Annotated in this window: 16 protein-coding genes and 1 pseudogene; 12 read left to right on the top strand and 5 right to left on the bottom strand. The window is 62.2% G+C overall.

The genetic code is table 11. From position 1 onward, the window contains the following. The 3 genes and pseudogenes from VFB05_RS20875 to VFB05_RS20865 form a co-directional block, all read left to right on the top strand. Positions 1 to 186 (top strand): annotated as a pseudogene (locus VFB05_RS20875) (TRAP transporter substrate-binding protein); the annotation flags it as partial. Positions 187 to 320: 134 nt separating this feature from the next. Then, positions 321 to 986, top strand: a complete 666-nt coding sequence (locus tag VFB05_RS20870) for a TRAP transporter small permease (RefSeq protein ID WP_325015674.1) — start codon at positions 321 to 323, stop codon at positions 984 to 986. A gap of 18 nt (positions 987 to 1,004) precedes the next feature. After that, positions 1,005 to 2,294, top strand: a complete 1,290-nt coding sequence (locus VFB05_RS20865; RefSeq protein WP_325015672.1) for a TRAP transporter large permease — start codon at positions 1,005 to 1,007, stop codon at positions 2,292 to 2,294. Between the two features lie 17 nt (positions 2,295 to 2,311). On the opposite strand, the gene VFB05_RS20860 is transcribed toward VFB05_RS20865, so the two are convergent. From VFB05_RS20860 to VFB05_RS20850, 3 genes are all read right to left on the bottom strand, one after another. Beyond that, on the bottom strand, positions 2,312 to 3,559 hold the full coding sequence (locus VFB05_RS20860) for an amidohydrolase family protein (protein ID WP_325015671.1): 1,248 nt from the start codon (positions 3,557 to 3,559) through the stop codon (positions 2,312 to 2,314). Positions 3,560 to 3,582: 23 nt separating this feature from the next. Next, a complete protein-coding gene (locus tag VFB05_RS20855) occupies positions 3,583 to 4,941 on the bottom strand; it encodes an MFS transporter (RefSeq protein ID WP_325015669.1) in 1,359 nt (452 codons plus the stop codon). A 239-nt stretch (positions 4,942 to 5,180) separates the two neighbouring features. Next, positions 5,181 to 6,719, bottom strand: a complete 1,539-nt coding sequence (locus VFB05_RS20850; protein ID WP_325015667.1) for a M28 family peptidase — start codon at positions 6,717 to 6,719, stop codon at positions 5,181 to 5,183. A 287-nt stretch (positions 6,720 to 7,006) separates the two neighbouring features. Here VFB05_RS20850 and VFB05_RS20845 point away from each other — a divergent pair, with 287 nt between their 5' ends. Both VFB05_RS20845 and VFB05_RS20840 read left to right on the top strand, forming a co-directional pair. Further along, positions 7,007 to 7,261 (top strand): hypothetical protein, encoded by a 255-nt coding sequence (locus VFB05_RS20845; protein WP_325015665.1) that lies wholly within the window; start codon positions 7,007 to 7,009, stop codon positions 7,259 to 7,261. Between the two features lie 8 nt (positions 7,262 to 7,269). Continuing rightward, a complete protein-coding gene (locus tag VFB05_RS20840) occupies positions 7,270 to 7,476 on the top strand; it encodes a hypothetical protein (RefSeq protein ID WP_325015663.1) in 207 nt (68 codons plus the stop codon). A 153-nt stretch (positions 7,477 to 7,629) separates the two neighbouring features. On the opposite strand, the gene VFB05_RS20835 is transcribed toward VFB05_RS20840, so the two are convergent. Next, positions 7,630 to 7,878 carry a hypothetical protein gene (locus VFB05_RS20835; protein ID WP_325015660.1) on the bottom strand — a complete coding sequence of 83 codons (249 nt, stop codon included), beginning with the start codon at positions 7,876 to 7,878 and terminating at the stop codon, positions 7,630 to 7,632. A gap of 89 nt (positions 7,879 to 7,967) precedes the next feature. Then, the gene (locus VFB05_RS20830) at positions 7,968 to 9,557 is read right to left on the bottom strand and encodes a hypothetical protein (protein ID WP_325015658.1); all 1,590 of its coding nucleotides are present in this window, start codon (positions 9,555 to 9,557) and stop codon (positions 7,968 to 7,970) included. A gap of 253 nt (positions 9,558 to 9,810) precedes the next feature. Between VFB05_RS20830 and VFB05_RS20825 the strand changes: the two genes are divergently transcribed. The 7 genes from VFB05_RS20825 to VFB05_RS20795 all read left to right on the top strand — a co-directional run. Continuing rightward, positions 9,811 to 11,055: a lactonase family protein gene (locus VFB05_RS20825; protein WP_325015657.1), complete on the top strand. Its 1,245-nt coding sequence runs from the start codon at positions 9,811 to 9,813 to the stop codon at positions 11,053 to 11,055. A gap of 20 nt (positions 11,056 to 11,075) precedes the next feature. Then, entirely contained in the window at positions 11,076 to 12,074 is a 999-nt protein-coding gene (locus VFB05_RS20820; RefSeq protein WP_325015655.1) for an alpha/beta hydrolase, read from the top strand. Positions 12,075 to 12,158: 84 nt separating this feature from the next. Then, entirely contained in the window at positions 12,159 to 12,935 is a 777-nt protein-coding gene (locus VFB05_RS20815) for a cyclase family protein (RefSeq protein WP_325015653.1), read from the top strand. 14 nt (positions 12,936 to 12,949) lie between these two features. After that, entirely contained in the window at positions 12,950 to 13,243 is a 294-nt protein-coding gene (locus tag VFB05_RS20810) for an ATP-dependent Clp protease adaptor ClpS (protein ID WP_414643229.1), read from the top strand. Between the two features lie 363 nt (positions 13,244 to 13,606). Next, positions 13,607 to 14,851: an ABC transporter substrate-binding protein gene (locus VFB05_RS20805; protein WP_325015647.1), complete on the top strand. Its 1,245-nt coding sequence runs from the start codon at positions 13,607 to 13,609 to the stop codon at positions 14,849 to 14,851. 105 nt (positions 14,852 to 14,956) lie between these two features. Continuing rightward, a complete protein-coding gene (locus tag VFB05_RS20800) occupies positions 14,957 to 15,832 on the top strand; it encodes a branched-chain amino acid ABC transporter permease (RefSeq protein WP_325015645.1) in 876 nt (291 codons plus the stop codon). A 1-nt stretch (position 15,833) separates the two neighbouring features. Then, a partial coding sequence (locus tag VFB05_RS20795; RefSeq protein ID WP_325015643.1) for a branched-chain amino acid ABC transporter permease occupies positions 15,834 to 16,454 on the top strand: 621 nt, incomplete at its 3' end.

Below are 16,454 nucleotides of genomic sequence, written 5' to 3'. Positions count from 1 at the left end.
CAGCTCGAGGAGCGCGAGCTCTGGAAGCAGTACGAGCTGAAGGCGATGGAGAAGGCGAAAGCCGCGGGCAGCGAAATCATCGAGGTCGCCGACAAGACGCCGTTCCAGAACGCGGTCAAGCCGGTCTGGGACAAGTACGGCCCGAAATATCAGGACATGATCAAGCGCATCCAGGCCATTGCGTGATCGGCGTTCGCCGGTTCTACTAACGTCGTCATTGCGAGGAGCGAAAGCGACGAAGCCATCCAGAAACTATCCCCCGTCATGGCCGGGCTCGTCCCGGCCATCCACGTCTTCTCCCCCAAGAGGGAAAGCAAGGCGTGGATCACCGGGACAAGCCCGGTGATGACAGTTGTTATGCGGAAGTCACCTGGATCGCTTCGCATTCGCTCGCGATGACGGACAACGTCGGCTCATTGCCCAAGCGGCTAACGGGGAAACACAACGCCATGGCAGCCAAATTCCGCCGCGCGATGGACCTGCTCTATCTCCTGTGCGTGATCGTCGGCTGCATCGCGCTGGTCCTGATCTCGGCGATCATCCCCTGGGCCGTGTTCACCCGCTACGTGCTCAACAGCGCGGCCTCCTGGCCGGAGCCGATGGCAGTGCTTCTCACCATCGTGCTGACCTTCATTGGCGCCGCCGCCGCCTATCGGCTCAACCTGCACATGAACGTCGGCTATTTCGCCAATCAGGCGCCGCCGCCGTTCCGCAAATTGCTCGAGCTCCTGGTTCAGCTCCTGATGGCCCTGATCGCGCTGTTCATGATCTGGTGGGGCAAGAGCCTCGTCGAAGTGACCTGGCAAAACACCATCGCGGAATTTCCCTTCCTGTCGGTTGGCGTCACTTACCTGCCGATTCCGATCGGCGGCGCCTGTCTGCTGCTGTTCATCATCGAGCGGGTGTGGCTCGGCGCGCCGCCCGATCCAATTCCCTCGCATGACCACGCGACGCCGTCCCACGGCGACGCTGTATCGTTCGAGTAAAGCGGGAATAATCCGGCCATGGACATCTTCGTTCTGCTCGGCACGATGATCTTCTGCTTCCTGATCGGCATGCCGATCGCCTATTCGCTCGCGTTCGCCGCGATCGCCGGCGCCTGGTCGATCGGCATTCCCCTTGAAGCCGTGATGCTGAAAATCTCCGATGGCGTCAGCAAGGTCGCGATGCTGACGATACCGTTCTTCGTGCTGGCCGGCGCGATCATGGCGGAAGGCGGCATGGCGCGGCGGCTCGTCGCCTTCGCCGACGTGCTGGTCGGCTTCGCGCGCGTGCGCGGCGGGCTTTCCATCGTCAACGTGCTCGCCACCACGTTCCTGAGCGGCATTTCCGGCTCGGCCGTCGCCGATACCTCGGCGATCGGCTCGGTGATGATCCCGCAGATGGAGAAGACCGGCTTTCCGCGCGTCTTCGCCACCAACCTCACCATCACCTCCTCGGTTCAGGCGCTGCTGGTGCCGCCGAGCCATAACGCCGTGCTGTTTTCGCTCGCAACGGGCGGGACGATCTCGATCTCATCGCTGTTCATGGCCGGCGTGTTTCCGGGCCTTCTGCTCGGCTTTTCGCTGATCATCCTTTGTCTCGTCTTCGCCTATCGCGACAACCATCCGCGCGGCCAGACCGTGCCCGCGAAGGACGCCGTCAAAATCACCATCGATGCGGCTTGGGGCCTCATCACGCTCGTGATCATTCTCGGCGGCATTTTGGGCGGCATCTTCACGGCGATCGAGGCCGGCGCGGTCGCCTGCATCTGGGCGTTCTTCGTCACCATGTTCATCTACCGCGACTACAAATGGCGCGACCTTCCGGTGCTGCTGCACCGGACGCTGCGCACGGTCGCGATGGTGCTCACTTTGATCGCCTGCGCGTCCAGTGTCGGCTACGTGATGGCGCTGACGCAGATGCCGGCGAAGATGACGGCATTCTTTCTGTCGATCTCGAGCAACAAGTACGTGATCCTGATGCTGATCAACGTGCTGCTGCTCATCCTCGGCACGCTGGTCGACATGGCGCCGTCGATCCTGATCGCGACGCCGATCCTTCTTCCGGTCATGCAGAATTTTGGCGTCGATCCCGTTCATTTCGGGATGATCATGATGCTCAATCTCGGCATCGGCCTGTGCCATCCGCCGGTCGGATCGATCCTGTTCGTCGGCTGCGCCGTCGGCAAGGTTACGATCGAAGAGGTGATGCGAAAGATCTGGCCGTTCTATCTCGTGATGTTCCTGGTGCTGATGGCCGTCACCTATATCCCCGAAGTCTCGCTATGGCTGCCGCGGATGGTGCTACGGTGACCAGCGCGCGCCAGCACTTATGTCTTCAGCCTGTCGATCTGGATCTTGCCAGCCTTCATCACCAGCGGAATGTGCTCGCCCTGCCCCAGCAGACAACTCACGTCGCGTAACGGATTGCCTTCCACGACCAGGAGATCGGCCAACGCACCGGGCGCGATCCGGCCGAGCTTGCCCTCCATGCCGAGCACCTCGGCGCCGATCACCGTCGCGCTCGCGACGGCCTCGCGCGGCCCGAGGATTTCGGCGCGGATGCGAAACTCGTCGCTTTGCAGGCGCTGGGACGGGCCGAGCAGATCGCTGCCAAAGCCCATCTTCACGCCCGCTTCCTGATAGATCTTGAGAGAGCGCAGGCCCGCGTCGCGAACGTCGGCGATCTTGGCCACGCTCTCCGCCGGCAAGCCATATTGCGCCCCTTCGTTCGCCAGCGCCTCATAGGTGACGAGCGTCGGGACGACATAGGCGCCCTTTTCGGCCATCAGGCGCGCGGTGGGAAGATCGATCAGATTGCCGTGCTCGATGGTACGCACGCCGCAACGCACGGCGCGCGCGATGGCCTCGGCCGTGTAAGCATGCGCAAGCACGTAGGTCTGGCGCGATTTCGCCTCGGCGACGATGGCGCGGATCTCGTCCTCGGAGTAGCCGAAAGCGCCCACTGGATCGGTCGGCGAGGCCACCCCGCCGGACGCCATGATCTTGATCTGGTCGGCCCCCATCTGCAGTTCCTCGCGGGCCGCCTTGCGCACGGCGTCCACACCGTCGACGACGCGCGCGAGCGCGCCGACCCGCACGCAGCAGGAGCAAGGGCTCTCACTGGCGAGATAATCGGAACGCGCCCGCATGTCGCCGTGGCCACCGGTCTGGCTGAGCGCCCGGCCGGAGACGAATAACCTTGGACCGTCAGTGAGGCCGGTCTCGATTGCCTGCTTCAAGGCGTAGCCGGCGCCACCGGCGTCGCGGACGGTGGTGAAGCCGCGCCGCAACATGCCCCGCAACAACAGCGTCGAGCGCAGCGTCACCAGCACGTTCGGCATGTGCATCTGCTGCGCCAGATTGAGCTCGACGGCGACTGCGTGCACGTGCAGGTCGATCAGGCCGGGCATCAGCGTCTTGCCCTTGAGGTCGATGACCTGATCCGGGTTTGCCGTGAGATGCCGGTCCGACACCTCCTTGATCAGGCTGTCCTCGACAAGGACGTCGTGTCCCTCGCGGAGGTCAGGCTGCAGGGGATCGAGGAGCGCTGCGTTCTTGAACAGAATTGTCGGCATGGCGATTTCTCAACGGTCAGACTTCAAGCGGCTTTGCCCGCGGCAATCTCTTCCAGGGATCGGCCGCGCGTCGGCACACCCATCAGCACCACGGCGACCGCGCCAACCAGGAGCACGCTGGTGGTGAGGCCGAACACGCCGACAAAGCCGAAATTGGGATAGAGGTAGCCGACAAGGATCGGTGCGACGATCGCGCCGATGCGTCCGATCGCCGAGGCAAGCCCGGCGCCCGTGGTCCTGCACTGCGTCGGGAAGACTTCGGCCGTATAGGCATAGACACCCGCATAGGTGCCGTTCATGAAGAAGGACAGGCAAATTCCGGCCAGCACGATCTCCTGGTCGGTGCCCGCGAAGGCAAGTCCGAGCGCCGCAGCGCCGCCCAGCAGCATATAACAGGCGATGGTGGCCTGGCGGCCGATCTTCTCGTTGAACCAGGCGGCGCTGAAATAGCCCGGCGCCTGCGCACAATAGATCGCGATCGAATAGGCGAAGCTTTTCGTGATGCTCATGCCGTTCTGGACCAACAGGCTCGGGATCCAGACGAAAAAGGAATAATAGCTGAAGGTAATCGACAGCCACATGATCCAGGTCATGATCGTGATGCGCGCCTGACGAGGGGCCAGCAGAGCCTTGTAATTGGCGAGCAGAGAGCCGCCGCCGGGCAGAGGAGCAACCGCCTCGACGACCGGTTCTGGCAGGACATGGCCACGTTTCACAAAGCCGGCTTCGATCTCGTCGAGCACGGCTTCGGCTTCTTTCTTCTGTCCGCGGCTTTCCAGCCAGCGAGGCGATTCATGCAGCGCCTTGCGCCACCACAGCAGCATGGCGACGGGCAGCGCGGTGATCACAAGCACGATCCGCCAACCATTGTCCTGCGCCGGCACGATGAAATAGCCGAGCAAGGCGGCAGCGATAAAACCAAAGGAGAAGAAGCCGGCGAGCGCGCCGGTGAAACTGCCGCGATAGCGCCGTGCCACGAATTCAGCGAGATACGGCGCGATGATCGCGCTTTCGGCGCCAGTGCCGATACCGGCGACGATGCGCGCGGCAAAGAACGGCGGCCACGTATCTACGGCCGCGCTGACCAGCGATGCGACACTATAGAGAGCCAGCGCTGACATCATCACTGCGCGGCGGCCGATCAGATCGCCGAGCATGCCGGCAAACAGAGCGCCGAAGAAGTAGCCGATGAAGGTGCTGCTACCGAGCAAACCGACCTGGGCGCTGGAGAGATTCCAGAGGGGACGCAACACCGGCAGGATGAAGGCCATCACGGCCGCGTCCATCGCATCGAAGGTGTAGCCGAGCCCGCCGAGGATCAAAAGATGCTTGTGGAATTCCGCAAACGGGAGGCGCTCGATGCGCGCCGATATCATCGACATGAAACCCCCTCTGCCCTGATGGCCCCGCGACAGCTTGCTGCCCGAAAGCAAGCATAGACCAATTCGTATCCATCCGGCTATGGCCGATCGGCCCCAGCGCCCCCGCGTCATTGCGAGCCGACGGCTCGCGCGAATCGCGCGCCCGATGACAAGCTCCGCGAAGCAATCCAGCTCGCGCCTCAACTGGATTGCTTCGTTGCTTCGCTCCTCGCAATGACGAATATCATCTACTAAGCCGGCTACTTCGGCGACTCACCCGTCGCTTGCGGCGCCTTGAGCTCGCTTATCTCCATCTTGCTCGTGGTATCGATGACCTTGAGATAGGCACGCGCCACCGCCTCGATGCCGAAAGCCGGCACGAGATCGATCGTATCGGCATCCGAATGATAGAAGATGTGGTCGATGACGTGGAAGCTCGGCGCACTCTTATAGACATGCTGAAGCTCGCCGCCCGGCCGTCCCTCGGGGCGCGCATAGACCGCGACGCCGAATTCCTTCATCGCGCTCAAGACAATCCTTCGCAGCGTCTCGCTGCCGCCGACGAACCAGCGCCGCGCGCTGGTCTCAGTCGAGGTCATCAGGCCTGAGCCGAGGCGATAGGTCTGGGTTTGCGATGGATGCTCGCAATTGACGATCAGCGCGGTCTTGTCGAGGAACTCGCGCATGTTCTGATTGATCCACTTGATGCCGGACGCACCGTGATGGTGGTCGGGCGTGGTGACAAAGGTGATGGTGCGCCGGCGCTGCTCCTTCGGCAGCGCCGCATAGTGCCGCGCGATTGCCAGCATCATCACAACGCCCGACGCGTTGTCGAGCGCGCCGTCGAACATCGCGTCGGTATGCGCCATGATCAGGATGTTCTCGTCGCTCATGCCCGGCAGCACGCCCCAGACATTGGCGGTCTTCAAACCGGGCTTGCGCTCGATGTCCGCGCGCAGCCGAAGCGTGACGTCGCGGCCGCCCTCGATGGCCTCGCGGATCGCGGTCCCCTCCTTCATGCCGATCGTGAGCGTCGGCACCGTCGTGCCCGCGCCGGCTTCCGGCTCGGTGGTGACGCTGCCCGGAATATCCATGACGATGAGCACCATCGCCGCGCCGGCCTTGTTGGCGCGCATCATCGAGCCGCTCCAGCGCGCGAGGTGATCGCGGCCGCCGGGCGTCGGATTGCTGTAGAGAATGACTGCCTTGCCGCGTACGTCGCGATCCCTGAAGTCGGCCGGCGTGCCAAGGCCAAGCCAGATCGCCGGCGCTTCGATGGTCTTGCCGGCGGTGCCGACCGTGTCGGTGATCGGGAATGCGGTCTTGAGCGGTGTAGCGGCATCGCCAACGACGAGGCTTGCCTCCCATGAATTCGGATACCACAGCGGCGACATGTCGATTTGCTGCTGCCTCACCTGCTCAAGCCCGATCGCCTTGAACTGGCCGGCAACCCAATCGGCCATCATCCGGTCGTAGGGCGTACCGGCGATGCGGCCCCAGAACTGATTGCCGTCATCCCTGCTCTTGCGCGAAATCGCTGTGATCTCGGGGATTTGCGCCTTCATCTTGAGGCCGTCGATATCGGCATAGGCCTCCTCGCCCGGCGGCAGCGGCCAGTGCAGATAGGCGTCGTCGGGCAGGACCAGCTTGGCCGCATCGTCCGGCAGACGCAGATCGTCTTCGTAGAGTTTTTTCACGGGCGGGGCCGATTTGTCTTTTGTCAGCCCCTCGGTCTGCATTTGTGCAAAAGATGGCGTCGCAAACAAAGCGAGCGTCGCCGCGACCCAAATTCTCTTCATGACGTTTCCGCTGCCTCAACGCTTCGATGATGGTTCGATACATGCCGCTGAAATCTGCTTGAAGGGCGTTTCAGCCAGACCAGCGTTGCGCGCAAGCCGGGCGAACCTCGCCTCTCCTTCATTTGTGCGCTGCCGTGGAAGGTCAGCCTGCGACCGCTCCTCCGCCCGGGCGTGGTTGAGAAATCCCTAATCGAAACACTCAATTACGCGAGAGAGCGCGACCCGAGCTTTAAAAGTTCAGGCTTAGGATTGGCGCTGATGGGAAGAAAAAACGGCGGGGGCCAACAATGACCATCGAACTGATCGAATTACTCGTCTATCCGGCGTCGGTCTTTCTCGCGGTCAGCCTGACCGCGAAACTCATCGAGCGCGAGCGCGACGTGCTGTACGGACCTTATATCCAGGGCCGCAAGTCCACGCTCGACGAACTGCGCGATGAGTTCGACATCCTCATGACGGCGATCGGCTTCAAGCGGCAATACGGCCGCGTGGCCGTGAAGTTTGCGTCCGTCAGCATCTTCGCTTCTGCGATCATCGGCTGAGGTCAGGGATGGCCATGCTCGATCATCCCACCGAGACGCAAGGCGGCCTGAAGATCGTCTGCGAGGTCTGCGGGAGCCTTTCGATCAAGCCGATCGACCCCGCGGAGGCGAGCGATAGCGCGGAGGTGCATTGCCGGCGCTGCAATGCGGTGCGCGGGACGATCGCCGACTTGCGCGCGCTGGCGCGGCGGTCGACCGGCGACTTCGAGTTTTAAGGTTCGACTATTGCCATAGTGGAAGTGCGCTCCCTCTCCCTTTGGGAGAGGGTTGGGGTGAAGGGTTACGGTCCCTCGTGACAGCAATCCCCCTCACCCGATTTGCTACGCAAATCGACCACTCCTCATGGGAGAGGTGAAGATCGTCGAGTTCTAGAAAAGCCGGAACTCGATATTGGCGAGGTGGTCGCTCGGCGGCTCGACCGGGCGCGGCTCGAAACGCAGCCGCTCTGTCCTCAGCTTCAAATGGTCGCGCAATTCGACCTCGCCCTGTTTGATCCGGTTGCGGATCTCGCGGCGGTCGAAGGCGGTCAGCGTGGGAATGGCGAGTTCGCTCCAGGCGGCCCGCTGCTCGGCCATCAACGTGTCGATCTGGCGGCTCAGGACATCAAGCTCAATCATGGCCCTTGACCTATCTTGAGAAGAAGCCCGTTCACTCTCGCTTAAATATGGTTAACGAATCCTTACGCCCCTGACGCGGGTGCCCTCGCTTATTCGCGGGGCTCGACACGCGTGACTTTCCACAGCGTGCACGGAACTTCGTCCCCGTCCGCGGGAACGACTTCGGCGAGCTTTTCGGCAGTGACGCGATGCGTGGTCTTCAGATTGAGAAACCACGCCCGCTGCTCGATCACCAGGAACTGCGGGAAGGTTTTCAGGATGTCGTCGGTGGTCTCGACCTGCGGCAGCGGCTTCCACGTTTGCAATCCCTGCATCACGTGGAAGTCCACGGCGTTGCCGCTCGAGCGGTTCGGGTAGTTGAGGACGACGTCCCAATCGAGTGCGAAGCGATAGGCCTCGCCATGGCTGGCGTAGGCGGCGCGGCCCAGGAACAGATGCGTCGAGTCGACGATCACGGGCAGCGTGCCGTCGACGAAACTCTCTTCGAAGAACCGGCCATCGCCGCCGGTGCAGATCGGCTTGCCATGCACCGAGCCATGCGCATGTGATGCCGCCTCGCGCAGCAGCAGCGGCGCCAGCACGATGCAGATCGTAACCGTCAGCGCCCGGTATTGCGAGCGATGACGCAGCAGCCATTCGGCGAACGCCACGTGCAGCGCATAGGCCACGAAAAGCTGCGGCGTGAAGTAGCGTACCACGAACAAAGGAAAGATCGTCCGCGCAACCAGCCAGCCCGCCAGAGTGAAGGCGGTCACGCCGGCGAGCACCAGCACCACAAAGCGCAGCGGCTGTTCCGTCGGATCGTCAATCAGGGCGTAAAGCCGCGTCCTGTCCTGCTTGAACGCCGAAACGCCTGCCGCGATCAGGCAGGCGGCCTCGAGGATCGAGATCCAGAGCACGACCACCGATCCGAACACGGCCTCGAGCAGTTCCGCGAATTGGGGCGGCAAGATCCAGCTGTAGGGCTTGTCGACGTGGAGCTGCTCCAGCAGGAACGGAATCCACCCCGCAACCGCCAGGACGGCGGGAATCACGGCCATCGCGATCGGCAGCAGCGTGGGCTTGCTGCCGCGCAACTGGCTCAGCCATCCCGCGAACGCAATAATGCCGACATAGACGATGCCGAAAGTATGCGACATCGCCAGCGCGACATTGGCCAGCGCCAGCCAAACGATATCAGACCCTTGGCGCCGTTCGATCAACCGCTGTTGAAACAGCGCGGCGAGAGCCGCGGCCAGAAAGTAGAGCGCGTAGGTGCGCAGCACGGACGCGTCATAGATGAAGCTGACGCTCAGTGTGACGAACAGCAGCGCGCCGATCCATGTGGCGGCGATCGAGACCAGCCGGCGCGCAAGGCGGCCGAGCACGACGACCCCGGCCGCGGCTATCAGGAGATTGGCAAGCTTGAGCGTCACGACCGATGACACGAGCTTCTGCAGCGGCGCAATAACAAGCCACGCCAGCGTCAAATAGAGCGGCGGGTTGCCGTCGATCCCGAGCGCGATGCCTCTCCACAATTTCGGCAGCGTCGCCGCGGACAGCAGGTTCATCGTCAGCAGCTCATCCGAACGGAGCGGATCGTTCAGCGATTGATAGCCGATGACCGCAAGCACGCAGACCGCGAGCACTGCGCTTGCGATCGTCAAAGGCCGTTCTGTCTTGCGTTCGGGGCGGACCATCGTCCGGCTTCTAGCGTCAAACCGCTAAATTCCGCGTTGCCAGGCGTGGCCGAGCGGCGACTTGGTTAGCGATTTGCTACTGCGCCTCGGGCAGGCCGCGGCCTCGATTGTGCGCCGCATCTCAATCGTTACAGCTCGTCAAAGACGCTGACGCGTGATCGCGCATGTCACTCAAGCGCTCTGAGCCGATTTACCCGATTTCCGCCGTTTGCTATTGGGGATCGCGCAACAAAAAAATCAGGGAGAAGGCGCCATGGTCGATCGCCGCACGTTCACGACGCTGCTTGCGGCCGCCATCGCCGATCCCGCCGTATCGTTCGGGAAAACCATGGCCAACAAGAACATCTTCTATTCGTCCGTCGGGCCGGAACTCACGCCCTACAGTGTCGATGTCGAAAAAGCCGAGCTATCAAAACAAGCCGCGGTTTCGACGCCAGCCAACATCCAATATGCCTGGCCGCACCCGTCCAAAAAATACCTCTATGTGGTCTCCAGTAGCGGCGGACCGGCCGCCGGTGACGTCTCCGGCAGCGTCCATGCCGCCAACGCCTTTGCGATCGATCCCGCGACCGGCGCGCTGAAGCCGCATGGCGACACGATCAAGCTCGCCACGAGGCCGATTCACGCCTGCGTCGATCATTCCGGGCGCTATCTCCTGATCGCCTACAACAATCCATCGAGCCTGTCCGTGCATCGCATCAATGCCGACGGGACGATCGGCGATCAGGTCGAACAACCGAACAAGCTCGATACCGGAATCTTCGCCCACCAGATCCGCGCCACGCCGGACAACAAGCGCGTCATCCTGATCACGCGCGGCAACAACGCGCCATCAGACAATCCCGCCGATCCCGGCTCGATCAAGGTTTTCACGTTCAAGGACGGCGTGCTGGCGAATTTGGCTGCGATCTCGCCCGGCGACGGCATGCATTTCGGGCCGCGACATCTCGATTTTCACCTCACCAAGCCGTGGATGTTTGTCTCGATCGAAAGCCAGAACCAGCTTGCGGTCTTCAAGCTCGACGACAAAACAGGCCTGTCGCGCGATCCGCTGTTCGTGAAGAACACGCTCGCCGATCCCGCTTCAAAGCTTCGCCAGGCCGCAGGGCCCATCCACGTCAGCCCCGACGGCCGCTTTGTCTATCTCACCAACCGCGCCTGGTGGACGACCGAGGTCGAGGGCAAGAAGGTTTTCGCCGGCGGCGAGAATTCAATCGCGGTGTTCGCGATCAACCAGACGACCGGCGAGCCGACGCTGGTCCAGAACGCCGACGGCCATGGCAACTACCTGCGGACGTTCAACATCGATCCATCAGGCAAGCTGCTCATCGCCGCACCTCTGTGGACGATGGCGATGCGCGACGGCTCGACGGTATCGGCAGGCCTCGTGCTCTACCGTATCGCGGGCGATGGCAAGCTGACCTTCGTGCGCAAATACGACATCGATGCCAACGAGAAGAAACAGCAGTTCTGGGCGGGTTTGGTGACGCTGGCCTGATCCTATCCAAAGGGGGAAAGATGCGTGACGACTCTCGACTGAAGCGCAGCGCGATCACGCGCCGCTCGGTTCTCGCAACGGCGGCTGCAATCGCCGCCACACCCGCGCTCGCGGAGGAATGCCGCATCGGCCCGCCGCCGCACGAGAAGGGCGCAAAAGTCTGGATGGACATGGATCAGGTCGAACTCGACGCGGCCTACGACCAGTCCGTCTACGCACCGACGGGCGGCCAGTATGCGAAGCGCATCGCCTCGAACAGCGAGACGACGCGCCAGCGGCTCGGCGCGCCCAAGCGATTTGCCTATGGCCCGACGCCGATCGAGGGCCTTGACGTCTTTCCGGCGCGCACGCCGAACGCGCCGATCTTCGTCTTTATTCATGGCGGACGATGGCTGCTCGGCGCAGCCAAAGACTTCGCCTATCCCGCCGATCTCTTCGTCAATGCCGGTGTCAACTATGTCGTCCTGGACTTCATCCATGTCGACGCGGCGGGCGGCGACTTGCGCGTGATGGCCGATCAGGTCCGCCGCGGTATCGCCTGGGTCTACAAGAACGCCGCAAGCTTTGGCGGCGATGCCAGACGCTTCTATGTCGGCGGCCATTCCTCCGGTGGTCATCTCGCCGGCGTTGCTGTCGTGACGGACTGGAGCAAGGATTTCGGCTTGCCGGCCGACATGATATCAGGCGCCCTCCTGATGAGCGGTGTCTACGATCTCAAACCCGCGCGGCTGTCCGCCCGCAGCAAATACATCAAGTTCGACGACGACATGGAGCAGTCGTTGAGTTCGATCCGGCACATCGACCGGTTACGCGCGCCGATATCAGTCACCTACGGCACCTTCGAGACACCGGAATTCCAGCGCCAGTCGCGTGACTTTGCCGCTGCGGTCAAGGCCGCCGGCAAGCCGGTCGAACTGCTCGAGGCGCCCAACTTCAATCATTTCGATATGCGCGAGAGCCTCGGTAATCCCTACGGCCCGAACGGCCTCGCCGCGCTCAAATTGATGAAGCTCGCGTGAACGCGTCTTGCGCGGCTCGTCGAACTTGACAGGGCCAGCACAGGGGTCATCTACAGTGTCCAGAACAACAGGTGAGGATGGGCCATGGCGCGAAAACTGATCGATATTTCCGTGCCGCTGCAAAACGACGTGCCGGCCGATCCGCCCGGCATCAATCCGCGCATCGAATATGTCGACCATCAGCAGAGCCTGCCGGGCATGCTCGGCTTCTTCCCGGGCTTGAAAGCGCAAGATCTGCCGGACGGTCAGGGCTGGGCGATGGAGACGGTGCGGCTCTCGACCCACAACGGCACGCATCTGGACGCGCCCTATCACTATCACCCGACCATGAACCGCGGCGAGCGGGCCTGGACCATCGAGGAAGTGCCGCTCGAATGGTGTTTCCAGCCGGGCGTGAAGCTCGACTTCCGCCATTTCGCCGACGGCTATGTCGTCACGGCGAAAGATGTCGAAGCTGAACTAAAGCGTATCGGCCACACGCTGTCGCCGCTCGAAATCGTCGTGGTCAATACGAGTGCCGGCGCCAAATACGGCCAACCTGATTTCGTCAATTCCGGCTGCGGCATGGGCTATGAGGCGACGATGTATCTGCTCGAGCGCGGCGTGCGGCTCACCGGCATCGACGGCTGGAGCTGGGACGCGCCGTTCGTTTTCACTGCGAAGAAATACGCCGAAACGAAAAATGCGAGCCTGATCTGGGAAGGCCACAAGGCCGGACGCCACATCGGCTATTGCCATATCGAGAAGCTGCACAATCTGGAGCAACTGCCCTCGACCGGTTTCATGGTCTCCTGTTTTCCGGTGAAGATCGAACGCGCTTCGGCGGGTTGGACACGTGCGGTTGCGATCATAGATGAGTAGCCATTCATTGATGAATGGTAATCGATGAGCCAACGCAAGGTCGCGCGATGCCGAACGAACCGCTTTACAACGTGGTGCTGCACAACGACGACGTCACGCCGATGGAGTTCGTCGTGCAGGTGCTGCAACGCTTCATTGGCCTCGATTATGAGGAGGCCATCAAGCTGATGCTTCGCATCCACCACGAAGGCAAGGCGAGCCACGGCGCCTATACGCTGGAGCAGGCCGAAGCGACGATCGCCGGCATTCTGGCGTTTGCCCACGAGCACAATCATCCGCTCGGCTGCACTCTCGAAGAGGCGCGTTAGCCTTTCGTCTCATGCGCACAGTCTTGCGCCCGCACTCTTGCATACGCGCCCTGGCATCATGATCACGACATATGCAAGCGATGTCCTAGCCATCGCGACCATGCCGCCCGCGGCTGCGCGATGAGACGCGCGTAATTCATTGAATCGACAAGAAAATGCTGCCCCGCGGCCGGTTCCGACCGTGCCCGTTAACGCTTCCCGCGAAGGCGGTAAGACCTGCGACGATTTTGGTCTTTCCAAGAGGGAGGAAAGGATCGTACGACCGCAGGCGAATTGCCGTTTCGCTTGCTGGGGACGCACGCGAAGCTACAATAAGCTCAAGACCAACAGAGGTCAGCGATAATCAAAACAGAGAGGAACGTCATGACATTAACATCCCGGACGCTGTTCCGTTCGCTGCTTGGCGCGACGGCTCTCGGCGTCGTGCTGGCTTCAGGTCCGGCACTGGCCGCCGACCCGATCAAGATCGGCGTCATCGCCGAAGCACAGGCCATCGCCGGCGCCTCGATCCCGCAAGCCGCCCAGCTTGCCGCCGACGAGATCAACGCCAAAGGCGGCGTCGACGGACGCAAGATCGAAATCATCACCTATGACAACCACTCCTCGTCGGCCGATTCCGTTCGCGCCTTCCAGCGCGCGGTCAACGAAGACAAGGTCAATATCGTCATCGCGAGCTACATCTCGGAAGTGGTGCTGGCGCTCGAGCCCTGGGCTGCGCGGTTGAAGACGCCGTTCATCACGCCGGGTGCGGCCTCCAACGAAATCACCAAGGCCATCCACGCCGACTATGAGAAGAACAAGTACACCTTCCACGGCTACCTGACGTCGGCCGCGCTGGCGCTGTCGGTGTGCGACGCTGCCAAGGAACTGCTGGTCGATCAGAAACACATGAAGACCGCGGTCATCATGAGCGAGGACGCCGCCTGGACCAAGCCGCTGGACGTCGGCTACGAGGAATGCCTGCCCAAGATCGGCCTGAAGGTGCTCGATCACATTCGCTTCTCGCCTGACACCACCGACTTCACGCCGATCTTCAACAAGATCGAAGGCACGAAGCCCGACGTGATGATCACCGGTATCTCGCATGTCGGCGTGCAGCCGACCGTGCAGTGGAAGAACCAGCAGGTGCCGATCCCGATGTTCGGCATCTCCTCGCAGGCGACCAACTCGACCTTCGGCAAGGACACCAATGACGCGGCCGACGGCGTCCTCTATCAGGGCGTGTCGGGAACGGGCGTGGCGGTCACGGACAAGAGCCTGCCCTTCACCAACGCCTTCAAGGCGAAGTACGGCAACTTTCCCTCTTATGCCGGCTACACCTCCTATGACGAGGTCTACTACATCGCCGATGCGGTGAAGCGCGCAGGCTCGACCGACGCCGACAAGCTCGTCGAAGCGCTGGAGAAGACCGACTGGGTCGGCACCATCGGCCGGGTGCAGTTCTACGGCAAGGACGATCCCTTCACCCATGGCATCAAGTACGGCAAGGGCCTGATCACCGGGTTGATGCTGCAATGGCAGGACGGCCAGCAGGTCGCCGTCTGGCCGCCGGAAGTCGCCAAGGCCAAACTGAAGTTCCCGAGCTTCATCAAGGTCACGTCGAACTGAAATCCACATCAAGCTCCCGGAGAAATCTCTCCGGGAGCTTTTTTGTGTCGTAGTTGTTTTTCAAGGGATAGGCAGCGGGGGCTGCCGTGGCGGGTGTAGATTTAAATGCTTGCGTTACAGATTCTGATCGACGGCTTTGCCATCAGCGCGTTGTATGCGCTGGGCGCAACCGGATTTACCCTCATCTTCGGCGTCTCCGGCGTGCTCAACCTGTCGCACGGCGCCATCATGGTGCTGGCGGCGGTGGCCGCGTGGGCCGCTGCGAGCGTGCTCCATCTCGACAGCTATTCCGGTGCCCTGCTTGGCGTCGCGGTCGCCGTAGCGGCTTCCTTCGCCACTTATTTCGCGGTGGTGCAGCCGATCCAGAAATCGCGCCGCATCGCCAATGAGGAGAAGGAAATCTTCATCCTCACCGGCACCCTGCTCTGGGGCATCATGATCCAGGAGCTGATCGCCTACTTCTTCACCAACAACGCCAAGACCGTGTTGCCGATCGTCGACGGTATCGTCAGTATCTTTGGCGAGCGGACACCCAAAAACGAAATCTTCACCGCTCTTGTCTGCTGCCTTTCGATCGGCCTGCTCTGGCTCCTAGTGAACCGCACCAAGACCGGCAAGGCGGTGCTTGCGGCTTCAATGAACCCGCGCGGCGTCACGCTGCTGGGCCTCGAGCTCGGCAGCATCTATGTCGTGGTCTGGGCGATCTACGGCATTTTGGCCGGCATCGCCGGCGTGCTGCTCGGCATGTTCCTGGGCGTTTCCTCCTACAGCGTCGGACCCTTGACCGCGAGCGCATTCTCGATCGTGGTGTTAGGGGGTCTCGGCAGCGTGTCGGGGTCGCTGATCGCAGCGTTTGTGGTCGGCTATCTCGAAACCATCACGGCCTATCTCGTCTCGCCGGCCTACCGGACCATTCCCGCCCTCCTGCTCCTTGTCGCCGTGATGTATGTCCGGCCGCAAGGCCTGCTCGGGAGGCGCTAAAATGGCTGGCTTCTTCACCTCGCGGCTGTTCTTCATTTCGCTGGCGATTGTCGTGATCGCCGCGACGCTGCCGCTCTATGTCTCCGGCTATGTGCTGGGACTGCTCACCGTCGCTTATTACTTCGGCGTGTTCGCGATGGCCTGGGACCTGCTCTTCGGTTTCGCCGGCGAGGTCAATTTCGGCCCGACCTTCCTGATCGGGCTCGGCGCCTACACCGCCGCCATTCTCGATAATCAGTTCGGCCCGCCGATCTTCGTCTGCGTGCTGGCCGGCGCCGCCGTGGCCGTGCTCGGCGGGCTGCTGCTCGCCCTTCCGGCGCTCAGGCTGAGCGGCCCCTATTTCGGCCTCGTCACGCTGGTCGCGGTGCTGCTGTTGCAGAACGCCATCGTCATCTTCGCGCACTGGACCGGCGGCGAGATCGGCATGACCGTCCCGGACGTGCTCTCGATCGACGGCAACGTCAATTATTGGTACGCGCTCGCCTTCCTCGTCGTCTGCGCCATCATTCTCTTCGGCCTTTCGCGCTCGGCGATCGGGCTCATTCTCCAGGCGAGCGGCCAGGACGCGGTCGAGGCGCAGGCCCTCGGCTTCAACGTGACGAAGCACAAGATCGCCGCCTTC

Origin of the sequence: Bradyrhizobium sp. (assembly GCF_035652035.1) — a bacterium.
In the GTDB taxonomy this organism is placed as follows: Bacteria; Pseudomonadota; Alphaproteobacteria; order Rhizobiales; family Xanthobacteraceae; genus Bradyrhizobium.
This window is presented reverse-complemented; position numbering and strand designations above follow the sequence as displayed.

Coding starts and splice junctions, on each gene's coding strand:
- VFB05_RS20865 (WP_325015672.1), top strand. CDS start 1,005: ATGGACATCTTCGTTCTGCTCGGCACGATGATCTTCTGCTTCCTGATC.
- VFB05_RS20860 (WP_325015671.1), bottom strand. CDS start 3,559: ATGCCGACAATTCTGTTCAAGAACGCAGCGCTCCTCGATCCCCTGCAG.
- VFB05_RS20855 (WP_325015669.1), bottom strand. CDS start 4,941: ATGTCGATGATATCGGCGCGCATCGAGCGCCTCCCGTTTGCGGAATTC.
- VFB05_RS20850 (WP_325015667.1), bottom strand. CDS start 6,719: ATGAAGAGAATTTGGGTCGCGGCGACGCTCGCTTTGTTTGCGACGCCA.
- VFB05_RS20845 (WP_325015665.1), top strand. CDS start 7,007: ATGACCATCGAACTGATCGAATTACTCGTCTATCCGGCGTCGGTCTTT.
- VFB05_RS20840 (WP_325015663.1), top strand. CDS start 7,270: ATGGCCATGCTCGATCATCCCACCGAGACGCAAGGCGGCCTGAAGATC.
- VFB05_RS20835 (WP_325015660.1), bottom strand. CDS start 7,878: ATGATTGAGCTTGATGTCCTGAGCCGCCAGATCGACACGTTGATGGCC.
- VFB05_RS20830 (WP_325015658.1), bottom strand. CDS start 9,557: ATGGTCCGCCCCGAACGCAAGACAGAACGGCCTTTGACGATCGCAAGC.
- VFB05_RS20825 (WP_325015657.1), top strand. CDS start 9,811: ATGGTCGATCGCCGCACGTTCACGACGCTGCTTGCGGCCGCCATCGCC.
- VFB05_RS20820 (WP_325015655.1), top strand. CDS start 11,076: ATGCGTGACGACTCTCGACTGAAGCGCAGCGCGATCACGCGCCGCTCG.
- VFB05_RS20815 (WP_325015653.1), top strand. CDS start 12,159: ATGGCGCGAAAACTGATCGATATTTCCGTGCCGCTGCAAAACGACGTG.
- VFB05_RS20810 (WP_414643229.1), top strand. CDS start 12,950: ATGGTAATCGATGAGCCAACGCAAGGTCGCGCGATGCCGAACGAACCG.
- VFB05_RS20805 (WP_325015647.1), top strand. CDS start 13,607: ATGACATTAACATCCCGGACGCTGTTCCGTTCGCTGCTTGGCGCGACG.
- VFB05_RS20800 (WP_325015645.1), top strand. CDS start 14,957: ATGCTTGCGTTACAGATTCTGATCGACGGCTTTGCCATCAGCGCGTTG.